Annotated in this window: 18 protein-coding genes; 9 read left to right on the top strand and 9 right to left on the bottom strand. The window is 65.0% G+C overall.

Going from position 1 to position 17,377, the window contains the following annotated elements; genetic code table 11:
- The 7 genes from M2395_RS22690 to M2395_RS22660 all read left to right on the top strand — a co-directional run bounded on the left by M2395_RS22690 (position 1) and on the right by M2395_RS22660 (position 7,295).
- Positions 1 to 1,218 (top strand): glycosyltransferase family 4 protein, encoded by a 1,218-nt coding sequence (locus M2395_RS22690; RefSeq protein WP_015636507.1) that lies wholly within the window; start codon positions 1 to 3, stop codon positions 1,216 to 1,218.
- On the top strand, positions 1,209 to 2,309 hold the full coding sequence (locus M2395_RS22685) for a glycosyltransferase family 1 protein (protein ID WP_123431283.1): 1,101 nt from the start codon (positions 1,209 to 1,211) through the stop codon (positions 2,307 to 2,309). The genes M2395_RS22690 and M2395_RS22685 overlap by 10 nt, the downstream gene beginning before the upstream one ends.
- The gene (locus M2395_RS22680) at positions 2,309 to 3,727 is read left to right on the top strand and encodes an O-antigen ligase (protein WP_015636509.1); all 1,419 of its coding nucleotides are present in this window, start codon (positions 2,309 to 2,311) and stop codon (positions 3,725 to 3,727) included. The genes M2395_RS22685 and M2395_RS22680 overlap by 1 nt, the downstream gene beginning before the upstream one ends.
- Positions 3,724 to 4,545, top strand: a complete 822-nt coding sequence (locus tag M2395_RS22675; RefSeq protein WP_015636510.1) for an acyltransferase — start codon at positions 3,724 to 3,726, stop codon at positions 4,543 to 4,545. Before M2395_RS22680 ends, M2395_RS22675 begins: the two co-directional genes overlap by 4 nt.
- Before the next feature lie 9 nt (positions 4,546 to 4,554).
- Positions 4,555 to 5,970 (top strand): lipid II flippase MurJ, encoded by a 1,416-nt coding sequence (locus tag M2395_RS22670; RefSeq protein WP_123431284.1) that lies wholly within the window; start codon positions 4,555 to 4,557, stop codon positions 5,968 to 5,970.
- 16 nt (positions 5,971 to 5,986) lie between these two features.
- Entirely contained in the window at positions 5,987 to 6,913 is a 927-nt protein-coding gene (locus tag M2395_RS22665; RefSeq protein WP_123431285.1) for a glycosyltransferase family 2 protein, read from the top strand.
- Between the two features lie 127 nt (positions 6,914 to 7,040).
- A complete protein-coding gene (locus tag M2395_RS22660; protein WP_123431286.1) occupies positions 7,041 to 7,295 on the top strand; it encodes a hypothetical protein in 255 nt (84 codons plus the stop codon).
- Between the two features lie 45 nt (positions 7,296 to 7,340).
- On the opposite strand, the gene glp is transcribed toward M2395_RS22660, so the two are convergent.
- Positions 7,341 to 8,528: a gephyrin-like molybdotransferase Glp gene (glp, locus tag M2395_RS22655; protein WP_015636513.1), complete on the bottom strand. Its 1,188-nt coding sequence runs from the start codon at positions 8,526 to 8,528 to the stop codon at positions 7,341 to 7,343.
- 22 nt (positions 8,529 to 8,550) lie between these two features.
- Positions 8,551 to 9,090 (bottom strand): molybdenum cofactor biosynthesis protein B, encoded by a 540-nt coding sequence (moaB, locus tag M2395_RS22650; protein WP_015636514.1) that lies wholly within the window; start codon positions 9,088 to 9,090, stop codon positions 8,551 to 8,553.
- A gap of 242 nt (positions 9,091 to 9,332) precedes the next feature.
- On the opposite strand from moaB, the gene M2395_RS22645 reads away from it, so the two are divergent.
- Complete coding sequence (locus M2395_RS22645; RefSeq protein WP_015636515.1) at positions 9,333 to 9,554, top strand: YgdI/YgdR family lipoprotein; 222 nt, start codon at positions 9,333 to 9,335, stop codon at positions 9,552 to 9,554.
- 72 nt (positions 9,555 to 9,626) lie between these two features.
- Here the strand turns inward: M2395_RS22645 and M2395_RS22640 are convergent, their stop codons facing one another.
- The 6 genes from M2395_RS22640 to M2395_RS22615 form a co-directional block, all read right to left on the bottom strand.
- Positions 9,627 to 10,517, bottom strand: a complete 891-nt coding sequence (locus M2395_RS22640) for a pseudouridine synthase (RefSeq protein WP_123431287.1) — start codon at positions 10,515 to 10,517, stop codon at positions 9,627 to 9,629.
- Positions 10,518 to 10,596: 79 nt separating this feature from the next.
- Positions 10,597 to 10,917, bottom strand: a complete 321-nt coding sequence (locus M2395_RS22635) for a hypothetical protein (protein WP_011062499.1) — start codon at positions 10,915 to 10,917, stop codon at positions 10,597 to 10,599.
- A gap of 40 nt (positions 10,918 to 10,957) precedes the next feature.
- Positions 10,958 to 11,404, bottom strand: coding sequence for a S24 family peptidase (locus M2395_RS22630; RefSeq protein ID WP_011062500.1), 447 nt, complete (start codon positions 11,402 to 11,404; stop codon positions 10,958 to 10,960).
- 113 nt (positions 11,405 to 11,517) lie between these two features.
- Entirely contained in the window at positions 11,518 to 11,754 is a 237-nt protein-coding gene (locus M2395_RS22625; protein WP_011062501.1) for a glutaredoxin family protein, read from the bottom strand.
- 69 nt (positions 11,755 to 11,823) lie between these two features.
- A complete protein-coding gene (locus tag M2395_RS22620) occupies positions 11,824 to 12,795 on the bottom strand; it encodes an acyltransferase (RefSeq protein ID WP_053153057.1) in 972 nt (323 codons plus the stop codon).
- 36 nt (positions 12,796 to 12,831) lie between these two features.
- The gene (locus M2395_RS22615) at positions 12,832 to 13,926 is read right to left on the bottom strand and encodes an acyltransferase (RefSeq protein WP_015636519.1); all 1,095 of its coding nucleotides are present in this window, start codon (positions 13,924 to 13,926) and stop codon (positions 12,832 to 12,834) included.
- 220 nt (positions 13,927 to 14,146) lie between these two features.
- On the opposite strand from M2395_RS22615, the gene M2395_RS22610 reads away from it, so the two are divergent.
- Positions 14,147 to 16,102 carry a monovalent cation:proton antiporter family protein gene (locus M2395_RS22610; protein ID WP_015636520.1) on the top strand — a complete coding sequence of 652 codons (1,956 nt, stop codon included), beginning with the start codon at positions 14,147 to 14,149 and terminating at the stop codon, positions 16,100 to 16,102.
- Positions 16,103 to 16,164: 62 nt separating this feature from the next.
- Here the strand turns inward: M2395_RS22610 and M2395_RS22605 are convergent, their stop codons facing one another.
- Positions 16,165 to 17,373, bottom strand: a complete 1,209-nt coding sequence (locus tag M2395_RS22605; RefSeq protein WP_011062505.1) for an ammonium transporter — start codon at positions 17,371 to 17,373, stop codon at positions 16,165 to 16,167.
- Positions 17,374 to 17,377 lie beyond the last annotated feature (4 nt).

Below are 17,377 nucleotides of genomic sequence, written 5' to 3'. Positions count from 1 at the left end.
ATGAAAATCCTCTGGACCCTGCCCTACCTGCCCTGGCCCGCCACCAGCGGCGGCAAGACCCGGCAATACCACCTGCTGCGGGCCCTGGCCGCCCGCGGGCACCGCATCACCTTGCTGGTGCAATCGAAAACCCCGTTGGACGACGCCACCCGCGCGGCCCTGGAGCCCTGGCTGGAACGCCTGATCGTGCTGCCGCGGCGGCCGTTGCGCAGCCTCAAGACCCTGTTCTCGGTGCTGTTCGCGCCCTACCCCATGCTGGCCGACGTCAACGGTTTGGCCGCGCCGCTGCAACAGCGTTTTCGCGAGCTGTTGGAGGAACCCTGGGACGTGATCCAGATCGAGCACAGCTACAGCTTCCAGCCCTTCGAACAGCCGCTCAAGCAATTGCAGCGCCCGTTCATCCTCACCGAACACAACGTCGAGTCGGCCCTCGGTGCCGCCAGCTACGACCGCCTGCCGGCTTGGTCGAAACCCTTTACCCGTTACGACCAATGGCGCTACCGGCGCTGGGAACGCCGGGTGTTCCAGCAGGCGGCCCGGGTCATCGCGGTGACCGAACAGGACGCCCTGACCCTGGCCCGGCTGAGTGGCAAACCGGCCGCGGTGGTGGTCAACGGCGTGGACTGCGGGCATTACGCCGCAGTGCAACCGGACCTTGGCAGCCAGCGCCTGCTGTTTATCGGCAACTACGAATACAGCCCCAACCTGGATGCGGTGCAATGGGCCCTGGAAGAGATACTGCCGCGCCTGTGGGCCATCAACCCCGAGGTGCACTTCGCCATCTGCGGCTACGCCCTGCCGGACAGTTTCCGCCAGCGCTGGACCGACCCGCGCATCGAGTGGCAGGGTTTTGTCCCCGACCTGCGGGACCTGCAACGGCGCTCGGCGCTGTTCTTCGCCCCGCTGCGCCAGGGCGGCGGTTCCAAGCTCAAGGTCCTGGAGGCCATGGCCGCCGGCCTGCCGGTAGTCACCACGGCCCAGGGCAGCTCCGGGCTGCAGGTAGAGAACGGCCAGCATTACCTGGGCAGCGAAGACCCCGGGGCCCTGGCGCAGATTCTCGCCCAGGCCCTGGCCGACCCCGAGCGCCTGCAACGCATCGGCGCCGCCGGGCGCGACTACGTGCTGGCCCACCATGACTGGAGCGCCGCCGCGGCCCAGCTGGAAGCGGTCTATCACCAACTCCCCTCTGACAAAGAAGAAGTGTCCGTATGCGCATAGGTCTGGATTACCGCCCCGCCGCGGGCTACAGCAACAGTGGTATCGGCCGGCAGAACCTGGCACTGGAAGACGCCCTGCGCGCCAATCCGCAGGTCAGCCTGCAATTGTTCGGCGTCGCCCCGGAAGACCATCCGCTGCGCCGCCGGGTGCATTGCCCCAGGTGGGGCGCACCACTGCAGGGGGTGCATCGCCTGCCGAACCGGCTGCGCTTCGAGGGCGGTTTTCTGCCCGGGGCCCTGCGTGAGGCCGAGGTGGAGCTGTACATCTGCAACTTCAACATGGGCCTGCCCCTGGGCAGGAAACCTAAGAACCTGCGCTATGTATTGCAACTGCATGACCTGTTCCAACTGACCCTGACCAACAGCCATGGCTCGCGGCTCAAGGAGCGGGTCTATGGCCTCACCGACAAGCTCTCCATCGGCCACTCGGTGAAGCAGGCGGACCGCATCTGGACACCTTCGCAGTACACCGCCGACGAACTGGTGAAGCTCTTTCCCCAGGCCCGGGACAAGGTCCGGGTGCTGCCCAACCTGGTTACCGGTTTCCAGGGCGAACCCGCCGACATCCGCGACCTGCAACTGCCCGAGCGCTACTGGCTGGCGGTGGGCACCCGCGAGCCGCGCAAGAACATTCCCTGGTTCGTCGCTGCCTGGCAGGCCGCACGCCAGCAATCCCCGGATGTACCGGAACTGGTGCTGATCGGCGCACCGGAACACCTGCCCAGCGAGCTGCGCGCCGTGCATGGCCTGCACTTTCTCAGCGACCTCAGCGACAGCCAGTTGCATGGGGTGTACCGCCAGGCCCAGCGCCTGTGGCAGCCCTCCTACGCCGAGGGCTTCGGCCTGCCGGTGATCGAGGCCCTGAGTGTCGGCACTCCGGTGGCGGTGGCCAGCGGCTCGGCCCTGGACGAGATCACCCCGGCGGGCAGCCCGCGCTTCTCGCCCACCGACAGCGCCGCGCTGAGCCAGTTGATGGTGCAACTGGCCAGCGCCCCGCCGGAAGACCCCACCCCCCTCAAGGCCTGGGCGGCCGGCTACGCCGAGGATGCCTATCGCCAGCGCTTCAATGAATTGCTCGAGGAGCTCAAGTAATGCCCATCGCCCTGCCGCTGGCGCTGATCTTCGGCCTGGTTTTCGGCGTGCTGATCTGGTTGCTGCCAGCGCTCAAGGTGCTGGTGCTGATGGTCGGCATCGCAGCGGCGGTGACCGTGGTCCGCCAGCCCATGCGCGGGCTGCTGCTGTTCGCGGTACTGGCGACCTTCCTGCCCTATTCGACGGTGCAGATCGGCCTGCGCACCACCGTCTCCGAAGCCCTGCTGCTGTTGGTCTGGGCCAGCATCCTGGCCCAGGGGCTGTTCTCCAACCTGCCCCGGCCGCCCAGGCTGCTGCGTACCGAGAAGCTGCTGCTGGCCCTGATGGCCTTCAGTGCCCTGCCCTTCATCATCGGCCAGGTGACGGTGAACGCCGATGGCAATGGCCCGGTGAACTGGGTCCGCTGGTTGCTCAACCTCTCGGCGCTGTTTCTGGTGCGGCGCCTGTTGCAGCAAGCCAAGGCCCGGGAGCAACTGGTCTGTGGCCTGTTGCTGGGGACCCTGCTGCTCCTGCTGCTGTCGATCCCGGTGTTTCTGAAGAACGGCAGCGCCACGGCCATGACCCCGATCCTCGAAAAGCTCGGCTACGGCGGCATCGCGGTACTGGGCGACAGCCTCAGCGCCCTGGCCAATCGCATGGGCTCGCCGTGGATGCACCCCAACGTCACCGGCGGCGCCATGGCCCTGCTGCTGCCCCTGGCCTTCTGTTTCGGCCTGACCCGCAGCGGCTGGCAGCGTAACCTCGGCCTGGCGGTGGCCTTGCTGGGGGCCGCCGGGCTGCTGCTCTCCGGTTCTCGCGGAGCCCTGCTCAGCCTGCTGATCGTGCTGATCTGGATGGCCCGCCAGCGGGTGCCCTACACCGGGCGCATGCTGATGGGTGGCTTCGTTCTCGGGGCCTTGCTGCTGATGTCCTATCCGCCCTTGCAGGACCGCCTGCTGACCCTGTTCACCTCCAACGATGCCAGCACCAGCGTGCGGGTCGACGAGTACTCGCATTTCCCCGCCGCCATGGCGATGTTCCCCTTCGGCATCGGCTTCAAGGTCGACCCACCCGTGCCCGGCACCGGCCTGTGGGGGATTTCCAACCTGTGGCTGAACTACATCTACAAGATCGGCGTGCCCGGCATGCTGCTGTTCGTCGCGGTGATCTGGAGCTGGTGGCGGGAAACCCGGGTTCCCGGGGTGGCCATCCAGTTGAATCGGGACAACGCCCTCTGGCTGGGCAGCGGCGCCGGCCTCAGCGCCGCACTGATCAGCGGCCTGTTCGACCATTACTTCAGCTTCACCCAGGTGTTGATCGCCCTGTTCTGGCTGCTGCTGGGCCTGAACCTGCATGAAGCCAGACGCCTGCGACTCAAGGCCGGCGCTGCGGCGCCCAGGGTTACTCCAGACTCCCCACCCTCAGGAATCCAGCCATGAAACATCGCCTCTTCCACTCGCAGAACCTGAAACAGGCCTTGCCTGACTATGCGCAGAAAATGGGGGTGAGCCTTGCAGAACTGGAGGCGGCCTATCAGTGGATGCTGGAGAACGATGTCGTGTTCGAGCAACCGCTCAAGGGCAACGTGCTGACCTACATCAGCTACCTGAACATCGAATCGAAGATCGAGCCGCCCCTGCCCCGGCGCTTCTACAAACTGCTGGGCCGCGAACTCAAGGGGGCGCTGATTCCCATGTACGGAATCAACTGGCCGACCCTGCGCGACCGCATGCTTCGGGTCTGGGAGCAGATCTACAACATCCTCATCTGCAAGATCCCCAGCCACACCCTGCGCCTGTTCTGGCTGCGCCTTGGCGGCGCGAAGATCGGCAAGGGCTCCACGGTGTGGCGCAATACCGAGGTGCTGGGTGTCGACAGCCTGCGCATCGGCCAGGACAGTACCGTGGCCTGGCACTGCCAGTTGGACGCCCGGGGCGGGCTGATCATTGGCGACCATGTGACCATCGCCTCCCATGTGCTGATCATCGCCGGTGGCCACGACCTCAAGGAGCCGGAATTCTGGGCGGTAGGCGGGCCGATCTACATCCATGACTACGCCTGGATCGCCAGCCGCGCCCTGCTGTCGTTTGGCGCCGAGATCGGCGAAGGCGCGGTGGTCGGCGGGCAGACCGTGGTGTCCAAGCCGGTACCGCCCTACGCCATCGTCAGCGGGCCGGACGCGGCGATCAAGGGCGAGCGCTGCCGCAACCTCAACTACAAAGTGGGCGGCAAAGGCCTGTTCACTTTGTTCCACTAAGCCCGGCCCATGTTCGGCGCGACGCTGTGGTTGACCCTGGCCACCCTGACCGGGCTGGCCGCCGGCTTTGCCCGGGAATGGCTGCTGGTGGCGGCCTGGGGCGCCGGTGGCCAGAGCGATGGTTTCCTGGTGGCGATGTTCCTGCCCGAGGCCCTGCGCATGGCCCTGGCTGCGGGCCTGCTGAGCGCCGCCGCGCTGCCGCTGTACCAGCAGCGCTCGGCCGGGGAGCAACAGGCCTGGCTCAGTGCCCTGGCCCCCCGCCTATTGCTGTGTGGGCTGCTGCTGGCGCTGCTGCTGAGCCTCGGCGCGCCGCTATGGGTACGCCTGATCGGCCCCGGCCTGGGCAGCGACGGTTATGCCCTGGCCAGCGGCGGCCTGCACTGGCTGGCCTGGTGCGCGCCGGGGTTGATTCTCCACGGCCTGTTCTGCGTCCCTCTGCAGGCTCGCGCCCGCTTTGTCCTGGCGGGCCTGGGCTCGCTGCTGTTCAACCTGCCGCCAGTGATCTACCTGGCGAGCCTGCACCATGCCGCCACCCCCACCGGGCTGGCCGCGGCCTGTGTGCTCGGCAGCCTGCTGATGCCAACGGTGCTGTTGCCGAGCCTGCTGCGCGATGGCTGGCGGCCCTGGCGCATGCAGGCCGCGCCCGGGGCCGGGCGCGAGTTGCTGCAACGCATCGGCCCGCTGCTGAGCAGCAACCTCGCCAGCCAGGGCCTGGCCCTGCTGGAGCGCATGGCGGCCTCATTGCTGGGTGAAGGGGCGGTTACCTGGATCAACCTGGCACGCAAGCTGATCAACCTGCCGCTGATCGCCCTGATGAGCCTCAACCAGGTGCTGCTCGGGCTGATGAGCGGCAGCTCCGGCGAACAGCGCCTGGACCTGCTGCGCAAAGGCCTGAGCAGCGCCACCCTGCTGACCATTCCTGCGGTGGTCGGGCTGATTGGCGCCGCCGCCGCGCTGGTGCACCTGCTGCTGCCCAATCAAGCGGCGGACAGCCCCTTGCCGGAGCTCTTGGCCTGGTTCTCGGTACCGCTGATGTTCGGCGCCTGGAACGCCCTGCTGGCGCGCTACGCCTATGCCGCCGGCGACACCCGCATGCCGCTCAATTGCGAACTGGCCGGCAGCCTGCTCAATGCCCTGCTGCTGGCGGCGCTGCCGTATTTCCTCGGTTTGATCGGCATCGCCCTGGCGGCAATCTGCGGGGTGATCCTCACCGGCCTGCTGCTGATGCGCCGCCAGCAGTTGCTGGGGCTGGTGCCTTGGCGCAGTCATTGGCTGATCGGCCTGGGTGGCATGGCCCTGGCGGCGCTGTTCCTGCATCCGCTGACCTCGATCTGGTGGCAACTGGGCCTGAGCAGTGCCTGCGGCCTGCTGCTGTTGCTGATCCTCGCGGCCTGGCTGCGGCCCTGGCGCCAGAACCTGACCTGAACCGGAGGCTTGGACAATGTCGACACTGCGCGTGGCCTGTGTGATTCCCACCTACAACGGTTGCCAGGACCTGACGCGGCTGCTGGATTCCCTGGAAATCCAGAGCGCGCCCTTCGATACCCTGATCGTCGACTCCAGCTCCAGCGACGGCACCTACGAGCTGGCGCTGGCACGCTGCGCCAATGTGCTGCGCATCGACAGCCGCGACTTCAACCACGGCGGCACCCGGCAACTGATGGTGGAGCGCAACGCCGATTACGACCTCTATGTGTTCATGACCCAGGATGCCTACCTGGAGGATGCCGAAGGTCTCGCCCGCATCGTCGCGCCCTTCGCCGACCCGCAAGTGGGAGCAGTATGCGGTCGCCAGTTGCCGCACCTCGATGCCAGCCCCCTGGCCAGCCATGCGCGGTTGTTCAACTACCCGCCGACTTCCCAGGTGAAAAGCCTGGCCGATGTGCCGGCACAGGGGATCAAGACCGCCTTCATGTCCAACTCGTTTTCCGCCTACCGGCGCGAAGCGCTGATGCAGGTCGGCGGCTTTCCCAACCACGTGATCCTGTCCGAAGACATGTATGTGGGCGCGAAGATGCTGCTGGCCGGCTGGAAGGTTGCCTATGAAGGCAGCGCCTGCTGCCGCCACTCCCATAACTACAGCCTCAAGGAAGAGTTCCGCCGCTACTTCGACATTGGCGTATTCCATGCCCGGGAACCCTGGATCCGCCAGGCCTTCGGTGGCGCCGGTGGCGAAGGCCTGCGCTACGTCCAGTCCGAACTGCGCTTCCTCGGCCCCGGGCGCCTGGGGCAATGGCCCGGGTCGCTGCTGCGCAACGCGGTGAAGCTCTTCGCCTACAAACTCAGCCAGCAGGAGCGCTACCTGCCCCTGGGCCTGAAAAGAAAGCTCGGCATGTACAAGCGCTATTGGGACAGCCCCTATGCCTGAACCGAGCCCCCAGGCCTAAAGTGAATTTTCTGACCGAAGAAAGAGAATCACCTGAATTGACCCTGCGGGGCCAATCAGTGACTGTGCATGTCAGGCACTGACGCCTCATACAAGGAAGTGCACCGTCATGAAAGACAAGGAGTTTTATCCGAAAGCGCGATCACCGCTCAAGCATCTGGAGGGCCAGCCCTGGGTGGCCGCCCGCTCCCCCCGGGAGCTCGACCTGCCTCTCTCCTCGCAGCCGCTGCCGCGTCATTGTCGGCACCTGTCGTGGCTCAAGCGCCTGGCCAGAGCGGTACTGGCCGCTGCACTGCTGGCGGGCCTGGTGACCTGGGGTTTGCACAGCCGCTTCGGCCTGTTGCTGCTGTTGCTGCTGCGCTAAACCGCTCGGCGCGGGCCGGTGGCAGTCGGGCCCGCGCTGCCGGGGTCAATCCAGCACTTCACTCAGGGGAATGAAGTTGACCCGATCGCCCTGCACCAGGGTCCGCCCTTCAAGCACCTCCACCAGCCCTTCGGCCCAGGCCGCACTGCGCAACACGCCCGAGCTCTGGTTGCGGTAGATAATCGCCTGCCCGTTCTCCAGGCGCCCCCGCAGGTATTCGCGGCGATTGCCGGGCTGGGGCCAGGCAAAACCCGCCGGCACCTGGAAGCTCAGGGGCTGCACCTGCTGCACGCCCTGGCGACGCAACAGGTAGGGGCGCGCCAGCAGGGCGAAGGTCACCAGGGTCGATGCCGGATTGCCGGGCAGGCCAATCACCGGCACACCCCGAAAATGGCCGAAGGTCAACGGCTTGCCGGGCTTGATCGCCAGCTTCCACAGGGCCAGCTCGCCCTCTTCGCGCAGAGCGATGCCCAGGAAGTCCGCCTCTCCCACCGAGACACCACCGGTGGACAGGATCAGGTCGACCTCCCCCAGTTCCGCCAGGCGCTGGCGGGTCGCGGCCAGATCGTCAGGGAGGATTCCCGCATCCAGCACCTCACAGCCCAGGCGCTGCAACCAACTGCACAGCACCACCCGGTTACTGTTGTAGATCTGGCCCGGCCCCAGGGGCTGGCCAGGTTCCACCAATTCGTCACCGGTGGACAGCACCGCCACCCGGACCCGGCGCACCACTTCAAGCTCGGCGCAGCCCAGGGAGGCAGCCAGGCCTTGCTCGATCGGCCCCAGGCGAGTGCCAGCCGCGAGCACCTGCTCGCCCACCGTAGTTTCCTGGCCCTGAGGGCGAATGTTCTGCCCCAGTTGCAGAGGTTCGCTAAACAGCACGCGCTGATCGTCCTGGACCTGGGCGTTTTCCTGCATCTCGACGCAGTCCGCCCCGGCCGGCACCGGCGCACCGGTGAAAATCCGCGCGCAGGTCCCGGGCTGCAGTGGCTCAGGCGCCTGACCGGCAAAGATCCGCTGACTGACCGGCAGGGGTTCCCCCCGCCAGTCCTCCAGGCGCAGGGCGTAACCGTCCATGGCGCTGTTGGGCCAGGGCGGCAGGTCCAGGCTGGAGATCAGCGCCTCGGCCAGCACCCGGCCCTGAGTCGCCGCCAACGGCAAGCGCTCACGCTCGAGGATGGGGGCCGAACCGGCCATCGCCAACAGGCGCTCCAATGCCTCTTCCACCGGCATCAGGGCGCCCTGCTTGCCCGGCTTACCCGCGGGATTCACAGGGTGCCGCCTGTTTCAGGTGAGGAACGAAATTGCACGGCCGGTGCCGCGAATCCAGCTGTTCGGCGAGGATGCCGTCCCAGCCGGTGCGCACCGCATTGGTGGAACCCGGCAGGCAGCACACCAGGGTGCCATTGGCCAGCCCTGCCAGTGCCCGGGACTGCACAGTGGAGGTGCCGATATCGGCGACCGATATCTGCCGGAACAGTTCGCCAAAGCCGTCGACCTGCTTGTCCAGCAGGCAGGCCACGGCTTCCGGGGTGCTGTCACGGCCAGTGAAGCCGGTACCGCCGGTGATCAGCACCACCTGCACCACGTCGTCGGCAATCCAGGTCGCGACCTGGGCGCGGATCTTGTACAGATCGTCCTTGAGCAGCACCCGTGCCGCCAGACGATGGCCGGCGGCGCCCAGGCGCTCGACAAAGACCTGCCCGGAGGTGTCGGTTTCCAGGGTGCGGGTATCACTGACAGTCAGTACCGCAATGTTCAGCGGCGCAAAAGGTACATCAGCCTTGGCTTTCATAGGCTCGATCCAAAGGTAGGAGAAACAGCCCGTTGTTATATCACAGCGCTCCGGCCTGCCGCCGCTGTGGCCTCGGCAATAGCCCCCAGTGGGTAGACGCTGCTGCGAACTCGGCTAATCTGCCGCGGCGAACGCCTGCGATCTGCCCGGCAACGTGGCAGAATGTCCCTGGCCAAGGAACTTGCAGACGTTGTATACGTCTGAAGACCAGCACTCAAAAGTACTCATTTCGGAGACACACAATGACTCAACGGACCCTCGCCACTCTCATGCTCGCACTGGGCCTGGCCACTCTCGCCGGTTGCGCCTCGCCGACAGTGATCACCTTGAATGACGGTCGCGAAATCCAGGCCGTCGATACCCCTAAATACGACAAGGATTCCGGTTTCTACGAGTTTGAACAGCTGGACGGCAAGCAGACTCGCATCAACAAGGATCAGGTCCGTACCGTCAAAGAGCTGTAAGCCTGACGGTTGTCGACCTGAAAACAATAAAACCCGCCTGGTGCGGGTTTTATTGTTTCTGCGCCTGGGTATTCACCACTGCAGGCTGATGCGGCTCTCGAACTCGCGTTCCTGCCCGCTCAACGGGTCGATGAAACGCAGCCCCTGGGCCAGCAGCTTCAGCGGCCGGGCATAGTCGTCCTCGATGTCCTTGAGCACCTCGGGATAAAAGGGATCGTTGCAGATCGCCGCTCCCAGGGCATTCATATGCACCCGCAGTTGGTGCTTCTTGCCCGTGACCGGGTACAGGGCGTAACGCCACAGCTCGCCGTGTTTCTCCCTGACCTCGATGGCTGTTTCGGTATTGCTTGGCCCCTGCGCTTCTTGCATGCGGAAGAAGGGCTCACCGTCCACCAGCCGGCTCTTGCGCAGCAGCGGGAAGTTCAACTGCGGCAAGGCAGCGGCAATCGCCTCGTAGCGTTTTTCTATCTTGCGGGTGGGAAACAGCGACTGATAGGCCGAGCGACTGTCTGGGTTCGCGGAGAACAGCACCAGCCCAGCCGTATGCCGGTCGATACGATGCAGGGGCACCAGGTGCGGGTTGCCCAGGCGCCGGATCAAGCGCCGCAGCAACGTCTGCTCGACGTACTCTCCTGCCGGGGTCACCGGCAGAAAGTGCGGCTTGTCCGCCACCACCAGATGCTCATCGGCGTAGAGGATGGTTTCCTCGACCGGAATCACCTTTTCATCCGGCACCTCGCGAAAGTAGTGAATCCTCAAGCCTTCGCGATAGGCCAGCTCCAGACTGATGGGCTGGCCCTGCCCGTCCAGCACCCGGCCACGGGCGATACGGTCCAGCCACTGCTCGCGGCTGATGGCCTTGAAGTGATCACACAGGCAATCCAGCACCGTCGCCCAGGAGCCCGGGGGCAGGTACAGGGTACTGGCCTGATGCTGTGCAGCGGAAAAAGGTGCGGATGACATACAAAAAGCTCGAAGGATCAATGCAGGGCGGCATTATCCAACAGCCGCCACAAGGAACCTAGGAACAGTTTCCGAGGTTTCAGGCGCAGGACTGCTTGGCCTGGGCCGCGGCCTCGGTGAACTCCTTGAGCCAGCGCAATACATCCACCGCCTCCCAGCGGCCCGGATCGTAGAGGGCGTACAACAGCCCCTGGTAACCCACCACGTCCAGTTGCCGGTGGTAGCCCGCACGCTGGAACAAGGCTTCGATCTCGGCAAAGCAGGTGTTGAAGTGCAGCTTGTTGAAGGGCGTCTTGCCTTCGGTGACCAACCCGTCCAGGCGCAGCTCAAGCACCGCTTCACGCACCACATCGGTGGGCATGCTGTTCACGCTGTTTTTCAGTTGTTCGACATTGACCATCATCTATTCCTTTAACGGTTTGAAGCGTCCACCACACTCATCAGGGCTGCTTGCGCCCCACATAACTGACCACCCACAACACCACGCCCCAGATCTCGATCGAGCCCAGGTCATCCAGAACGATGGAGGGGATTGAAGGGCGCGCCGCCTTGAGCAGCAAGCCGCCACGAGGATCGGGCGCCAGCAGGCGCAGCGAGTATTCGCTGGCGCCCTGGGCCCGAACCACCAGGTACTGGTCGACCGCCGGAGTGGCCGAGCGGTCGACGATCAACCGGTCACCGGGGTAGATGCCGAACCCCAGCAGGTTGTCATCGTCCACCAGCAGGCCATGGATCTGCGGCGCGCCCAGGCCCAGGGTCCGGTCGAGGGAAAAACCGCTGCCGCTGGGACCATCGGCCAACGCGGCAGGCTCGCTGTCACCCAGCGGCGCAAAGCGGGCTGGCATCGGTTGCGAGCGTTCGGTACCGGTCAGGAAAGTGAGAGACATGGCGAGACTCCTCGATAGCTGTATATGCATACAGTAAACCAATCGAGAGCTCTCGCCAATGAATTCGCACGATGAGCGACGGGCGGAAACCCTGCCCGCCCCCCCCTGGTGCATCAGCGCAGGAAGGCCACCACTTGCTCGGCGTCGAAGGGCCAGCCCAGCTCGGCGCCGGTATCCACCCGGCGCAGTACCGGGATGCGCAGGCCGTAGCTGTCGAACAGTTGCTGGCTGTCGGCGATATCCACCAGTTCGACCATCAGGCCGTGCTCCACCAGGGGCATCAGCTCGGCCTCGGCCAGTTCGCACAGGTGGCATCCAAGGGTGCCGAACAATTGGCATTCAGGGGGCATGACTGGGCAACCAAAAAAGAACAGGTGCCTATTCTAGGCCCGAGAGAAAAAGCCGTCGACCAAGCGCCCTCAGAGAATGAAACGGACCCGGCGACTGGCCATGATCAACAGCGGCGCAACGCCAAAGGCCAGCAGCAGGACCAGCCCGGCCATGCCGTTGCCATAGGCCATGCCCAGGGACAAGGCGCCGAAGATGAACCAGGGATGCACGTAATACACCGCCGAAGACAGCTTGGCCGCGAAGTTGCTCCGGGAGGCCCGGAAGTACACCTGGGGCAACAGGAACAGGGCCGGGGCAATAACCAGCAACGAGGCGAGGAAGTCGAAATTCTGCTCTACATCGGCGCGCAGGGCGAAGTTCAGCGCCGCCTCGGCCAGGATCAGCCCCAACCCCAGCACTAGCCAGCAGCACACCCCGCGCCGGCTGAGCCGCTCTGCCAAGCGATGCCGGGCACAAAGAAAGCCGATGGCCATGAACGGGAAGCCCATGAACAGGAAATTGCGCGCGGTGTAGTCGTTCTGATTGAAGTGCTGGAGAAAGCCGTTGGGCAGTTCGTAGTAGACCCGCGCGTACTGCAGGCCCAGACCGATGAGGAACGCCGTCAGGGCCAGGCCGATCAGCGCACTTGAACGCCAGCGACGCAGCACCAGCAGCATCGCTGCGCCGCCGAGCATGCCCACCAGGTACCAGAGGTGGAAATAGCCGATCAGCAGCTTCTTCACGACCCCCAGCACCCCGCCCAGGCTGGCGATCGTGCTCGGGTCGATGTACTGCGGGCTGTAGACCAGCATCCAGAACAGGTAGAGCAGAAGGCCGCGCTTGAACCACTGGGCGAAGGAGTGGCCGCTCTCCAGGGTCTGGAAGAGGTAGTAGCCGTTGATGATGAAGAACGTCGGCACCGCCACCCGGAACAGGCCGTTGCACAGCAAGTAGCCGACCCAGGTGTAATTGCCCCCCAGCAGCTTGCAGTGCAGCGCCACCACCATCACCGCCAGCAGGACTTTCAGCGCGTCGAGGTTTGCGTTGAGCACTTTCGGCATCGATGGCTACCCGAGTAAGCAGGAAGGACCGGACGACTACACCGGATCGTAGTGTTTGCGACGGGGGGCGGTACTGAACCGGCGCTTGCAGTAGGCCGTGGCACGATCGAGGATCGGCTTTTCATAAAAGTGATAGCCAACCCAGCCATAGCAGACCACCGCCGTCATCATCAGCACGATGAAGGCCAGGTTATCCACATAGCTCTCGGGCCAGGCGCCGATCACCTGCCAGGCCCGGCCGACGACCCCCAGCACCAGTAAGTGGGATAGATAGATGGTGTAGGACATATCACCGGTGGCTGTAAGAAACCCTGGCATACGGATCAGTTGCCGCCGCTCCAGCAAGGCCAGGGACAGGGTCAGGGTACCGAAGGTCAGGCCCACCGCGAGCATCCTCGGCAAGCCCTCGGTGAAGAACAGCTGGTAGGCGTAGATCAGCGGAAACCCCACCAGCAGAGCCGCCGCCAGCGCGACCCAGACCAGCGCCGTCGGCACCCTGGCGCTATGGGGTCCGTAGAAGAACAGCGCCAGGGCACTGCCGGCAATGAACTCCAGGGCGTAGGGATGGAGGATGATCTTCAGCGCCGGGGAATAGTCCTGCCAGTTCTGCAGCAGGTTGAACAGCACCAGCGCCACCGCCCACAGCAGCAGGATCAGCGGCAGGCGCTTTTCCTTGAAGAACAGGAACAGGGTGAACATCAGGTAGAACCACAGCTCGAACAGCAGCGACCAGGCCACCATCACCAGCAGCACCCGGTCATTGGGCAGCAGCAGGAAGGACATCCACAGGTTGGAGCCGCCGTGGGAGCTGTTCACCAGCGCCGGCTGCCACAGATACACCCCCAGGGTGATGAAGAAATACAGCCAGTAGGTGGGGTAAATCCGGGACAGGCGGTTGAACAGGAAGCGCTGGGTCTCGACGGTTTTCTGAAAGCGCCCACGACTGACGATGACCATCACGAAGCCGCTGATGACAAAGAACAGGTCGACCCCGAGCTGGAAGAAATTCAGCATGACCGGCAGCAGGATGTCACCGCCCGAATACTTGATTTCCACCGACATCATGTGGAACAGCACCACGCCCAACACCGCGGCGCCCCGCAACCCTTGCAGTGAATACAGACGCTCCATACACCTCTCCGACACCTCACTGGCAGGGTCCTGTGGATAACCCCGTCACCCGGGCACCGCCTTTATCGACAATTTCTGAGCATAGCGAAGGCTCATGAATATGAGACATTCTCGACAAACAATGACCTGAATCAGCGTCACTCTCTGCGGCCCGGGTAATCCTCGCGCCTTTTTTTGCCTCTAGGCTTTGCCTTGCCCGCCCCCTGTCCGGAGATGCCCGTTGTTTGCCAATCTGCTGATCATTCTTGCCTCCTCGCTGGTGGTGATTGCGTTGTTCCGGCGCCTGAGCCTGCCCCCGGTGCTGGGCTATCTGTCGGTGGGCCTGATGGTCGGCCCCACCGCACTGGACTGGGTCAACGACAGTGAGGACCTGCCCGACCTGGCGGAACTGGGGGTGGTATTCCTGCTGTTCTCCCTGGGCCTGGAGTTCTCCTTGTCGAAGATGCTTGCCCTGCGCCACGTGGTGTTTGGCCTGGGCAGCCTGCAAGTGCTGTGCACCGGCTTGATCCTCGGGGTCCTCCTGGCCCTGTTCGGCATGCCCCTGACCGCAGCGCTGATGCTCGGTACCGGGCTGGCCCTGTCCTCCACCGCCATCGTCAGCAAGGAACTGACCAGCCTTGGCGAGATCTTCAGCAGCCACGGGCAGAACGCCATTGGCGTGCTGCTGTTCCAGGACGTGGTGGCGGTGCTGTTGCTGACCCTGGTGCCGGTCTTCGCCGGCAGCAGCGAGCACGCCTGGTACTGGGCCCTGCCGGCGACCCTGGGCAAGACCGTGGTGCTGTTCGTCGGCCTGCTGCTGGCCAGCCGCTGGCTGTTGCCGCGGCTGTTCCATGAAGTGGCCGCTTCGCACTCCGCCGAACTCTTTGTGCTGCTGGCCCTGGTGATCGTCCTGCTCACCGCCTGGCTCACCCACCTGCTGGGCCTGTCACCGGCCCTGGGGGCCTTCCTCGCCGGCATGCTGCTGGGGGAAAGCCATTACCGGCATCAGATCGAGGCCGACATCCGCCCGTTCCGCGACATTCTGCTGGGGCTGTTCTTCGTCAGCATCGGCATGCTCATCGACCTGCAACTGTTCATCGACCATGCCCTGCTGATCACCGGCCTGACCCTGGCCCTGCTGCTGATCAAGGGTTCGGTGGTGGCGACCCTGCTCAAGCTGCGCGGCAGCGATGGCGAAACCGCCTGGCGCAGCGGCCTGGCCCTGGCCCAGGGCGGTGAATTCTGCTTCGCCCTGATGGCGCAGATGCAGCTCAGCCAGATGATCCCGCCCGACATCAGCAGCCTGCTGCTGGCCGCCACCTTCTGCTCGATGCTGGTAACCCCGCTGTTGCTGCGAGCGGCGCCGGTCATCACCGCCCGCCTGCACCGCAAGCCCAACCAGGCCGCGCAACTGGAGGAAATCAGCGCGCAGAACGCCGAGCTGCAAGGCCATGTACTGATTTGCGGGTATGGCCGCGTCGGCCAGTCCATTGGCCGCTTCCTGCGCCACGAGCAACTGCGCTACATCGCCCTGGACGATGATCCGGTGCGGGTCCAGGAAGCGTCTGCGGGAGAAAGCTGCGTGCACTACGGCGACTGCCGGCGCGGCGACCTCCTGGCCGCAGTCGGCCTGGAACGGGCGCGGCTGCTGGTGATCGCAGTGGACAAGAGCGATATCGCGCTGACGGTGCTCAAGGCGGCGCGCCGCCTGGACCGCACGGTGCCGATCCTGGTGCGCACCCGCGATGACAGCCAGTTGGCGGAACTCAAGGCCGCCGGCGCCAACGAAGTGGTGCCCGAACTGCTGGAGTCGAGCCTGATGCTCGCCTCCCATGCCCTGATCATGCTCGGCCTGCCGGAGCAGCGAGTGCAGCGCACCGTGGATGAAGTGCGCCACAGCCGCTACCAACTGTTGCACGGCTTCTATCACGGCACCCAGAACAGCGCCCAGGACAACCGCGAACCGCCGGCGGTGCAGATGCACGCCGTCAGCCTCGACGCCGATGCCTACGCCTGCAACCGGCCATTGCAGGAGTTGGGCCTGGAGGCACTGGGCGTGGATATACGCGGGGTGCAACGCAATGGCAACGACCTGCCGCTGAACCCCAGCCCGCGCCTGCAAGCCGGCGACCGGGTGCTGGTGTCCGGCCCGCAGGCGGCCATCGAGGCTTGCGAAGCACGCCTGCAAGCCGGTTGAAGCCACCCAGACCAAACCCCGGGCGGCGAGCGCCCAGGGTCATCAATAGCAGGGGCGTCGTCTCAGTCCTGGCTCACCGCGCCGATCTTGTGCAGCGACAGGTCGGCGCCGTAGTACTCCTGTTCCTGGGTCAGGCGCAGCCCGCAGACCGCCTTGATCACCCCATACACGGCCAGGCCGCCCAGCAGCGCCACCGCCACCCCGAGGCCGGTGCCGATCAACTGGCTGACCAGGCTGACCCCACCCAGGCCGCCCAGGGCACTCTGGCCAAAGATCCCGCAGGCAATGCCGCCCCATACACCGCACAGGCCATGCAACGGCCAGACCCCGAGCACGTCGTCGATCTTCCATTGACTCTGCGCGGCGATGAAGCACCAGACGAACAGCGCTCCGGCAATGGCGCCGGTGATCAAGGCGCCCACCGGGTGCATCAGGTCCGAGCCGGCGCAGATCGCCACCAGCCCGGCCAGCGGGCCGTTATGCAGGAAGCCCGGGTCGTTGCGGCCGACGATCAGCGCCGCCACCGTACCGCCCACCATGGCCATCAGCGAGTTCACCGCCACCAGCCCGCTGACGCCCTGCAAGGTCTGGGCGCTCATGACGTTGAAGCCGAACCAGCCGACAATCAGGATCCACGACCCCAGGGCCAGGAACGGAATGCTCGACGGCGCGAACGCCACCAGCTTGCCGTCGCGGTAGCGGCCATTGCGCGGCCCCAGCAACAGCACCGCGGCCAGGGCCAGCCAGCCTCCCATGGCGTGCACCACCACCGAGCCGGCAAAGTCATGGAAGCCGGCACCAAAGCGCTGCTGCAACCAGGCCTGCACCCCGAAGTTGCCGTTCCACACCAGCCCTTCGAAAAACGGGTAGACAAAGGCCACGATCAGCACCGTGGCGCACAATTGCGGCACAAAACGCGCGCGCTCGGCGATGCCACCGGAGATAATCGCCGGGATCGCCGCGGCGAAGGTCAGCAGGAAGAAGAACTTCACCAGGCCGTAGCCGTGATCGGCACTGATCACCGCCGCCGGTTGCAGGAAGCTCACGCCGTAGGAGATCCAATAGCCTATAAAGAAATAGGCCAGGGTCGAGACGGCGAAGTCACTGAGGATCTTCGACAGCGCATTGACCTGGTTCTTCTGCCGGACGGTGCCGACTTCGAGGAAGGCAAAGCCGGCGTGCATGGCCAGGACCATGACCGCCCCGATCAGGATGAACAGGGTGTTGGAACCGTGGACCAGGGTGTCCACAGCGCTTTGCAGATTTTCCATGGAG

The sequence above is a fragment of the Pseudomonas sp. BIGb0176 genome (assembly GCF_024810175.1).
In the GTDB taxonomy this organism is placed as follows: domain Bacteria; phylum Pseudomonadota; class Gammaproteobacteria; order Pseudomonadales; family Pseudomonadaceae; genus Aquipseudomonas; species Aquipseudomonas protegens.
Note: the sequence above shows the minus strand (reverse complement) of the source record. Positions and strands in the feature narration are given on the sequence as shown.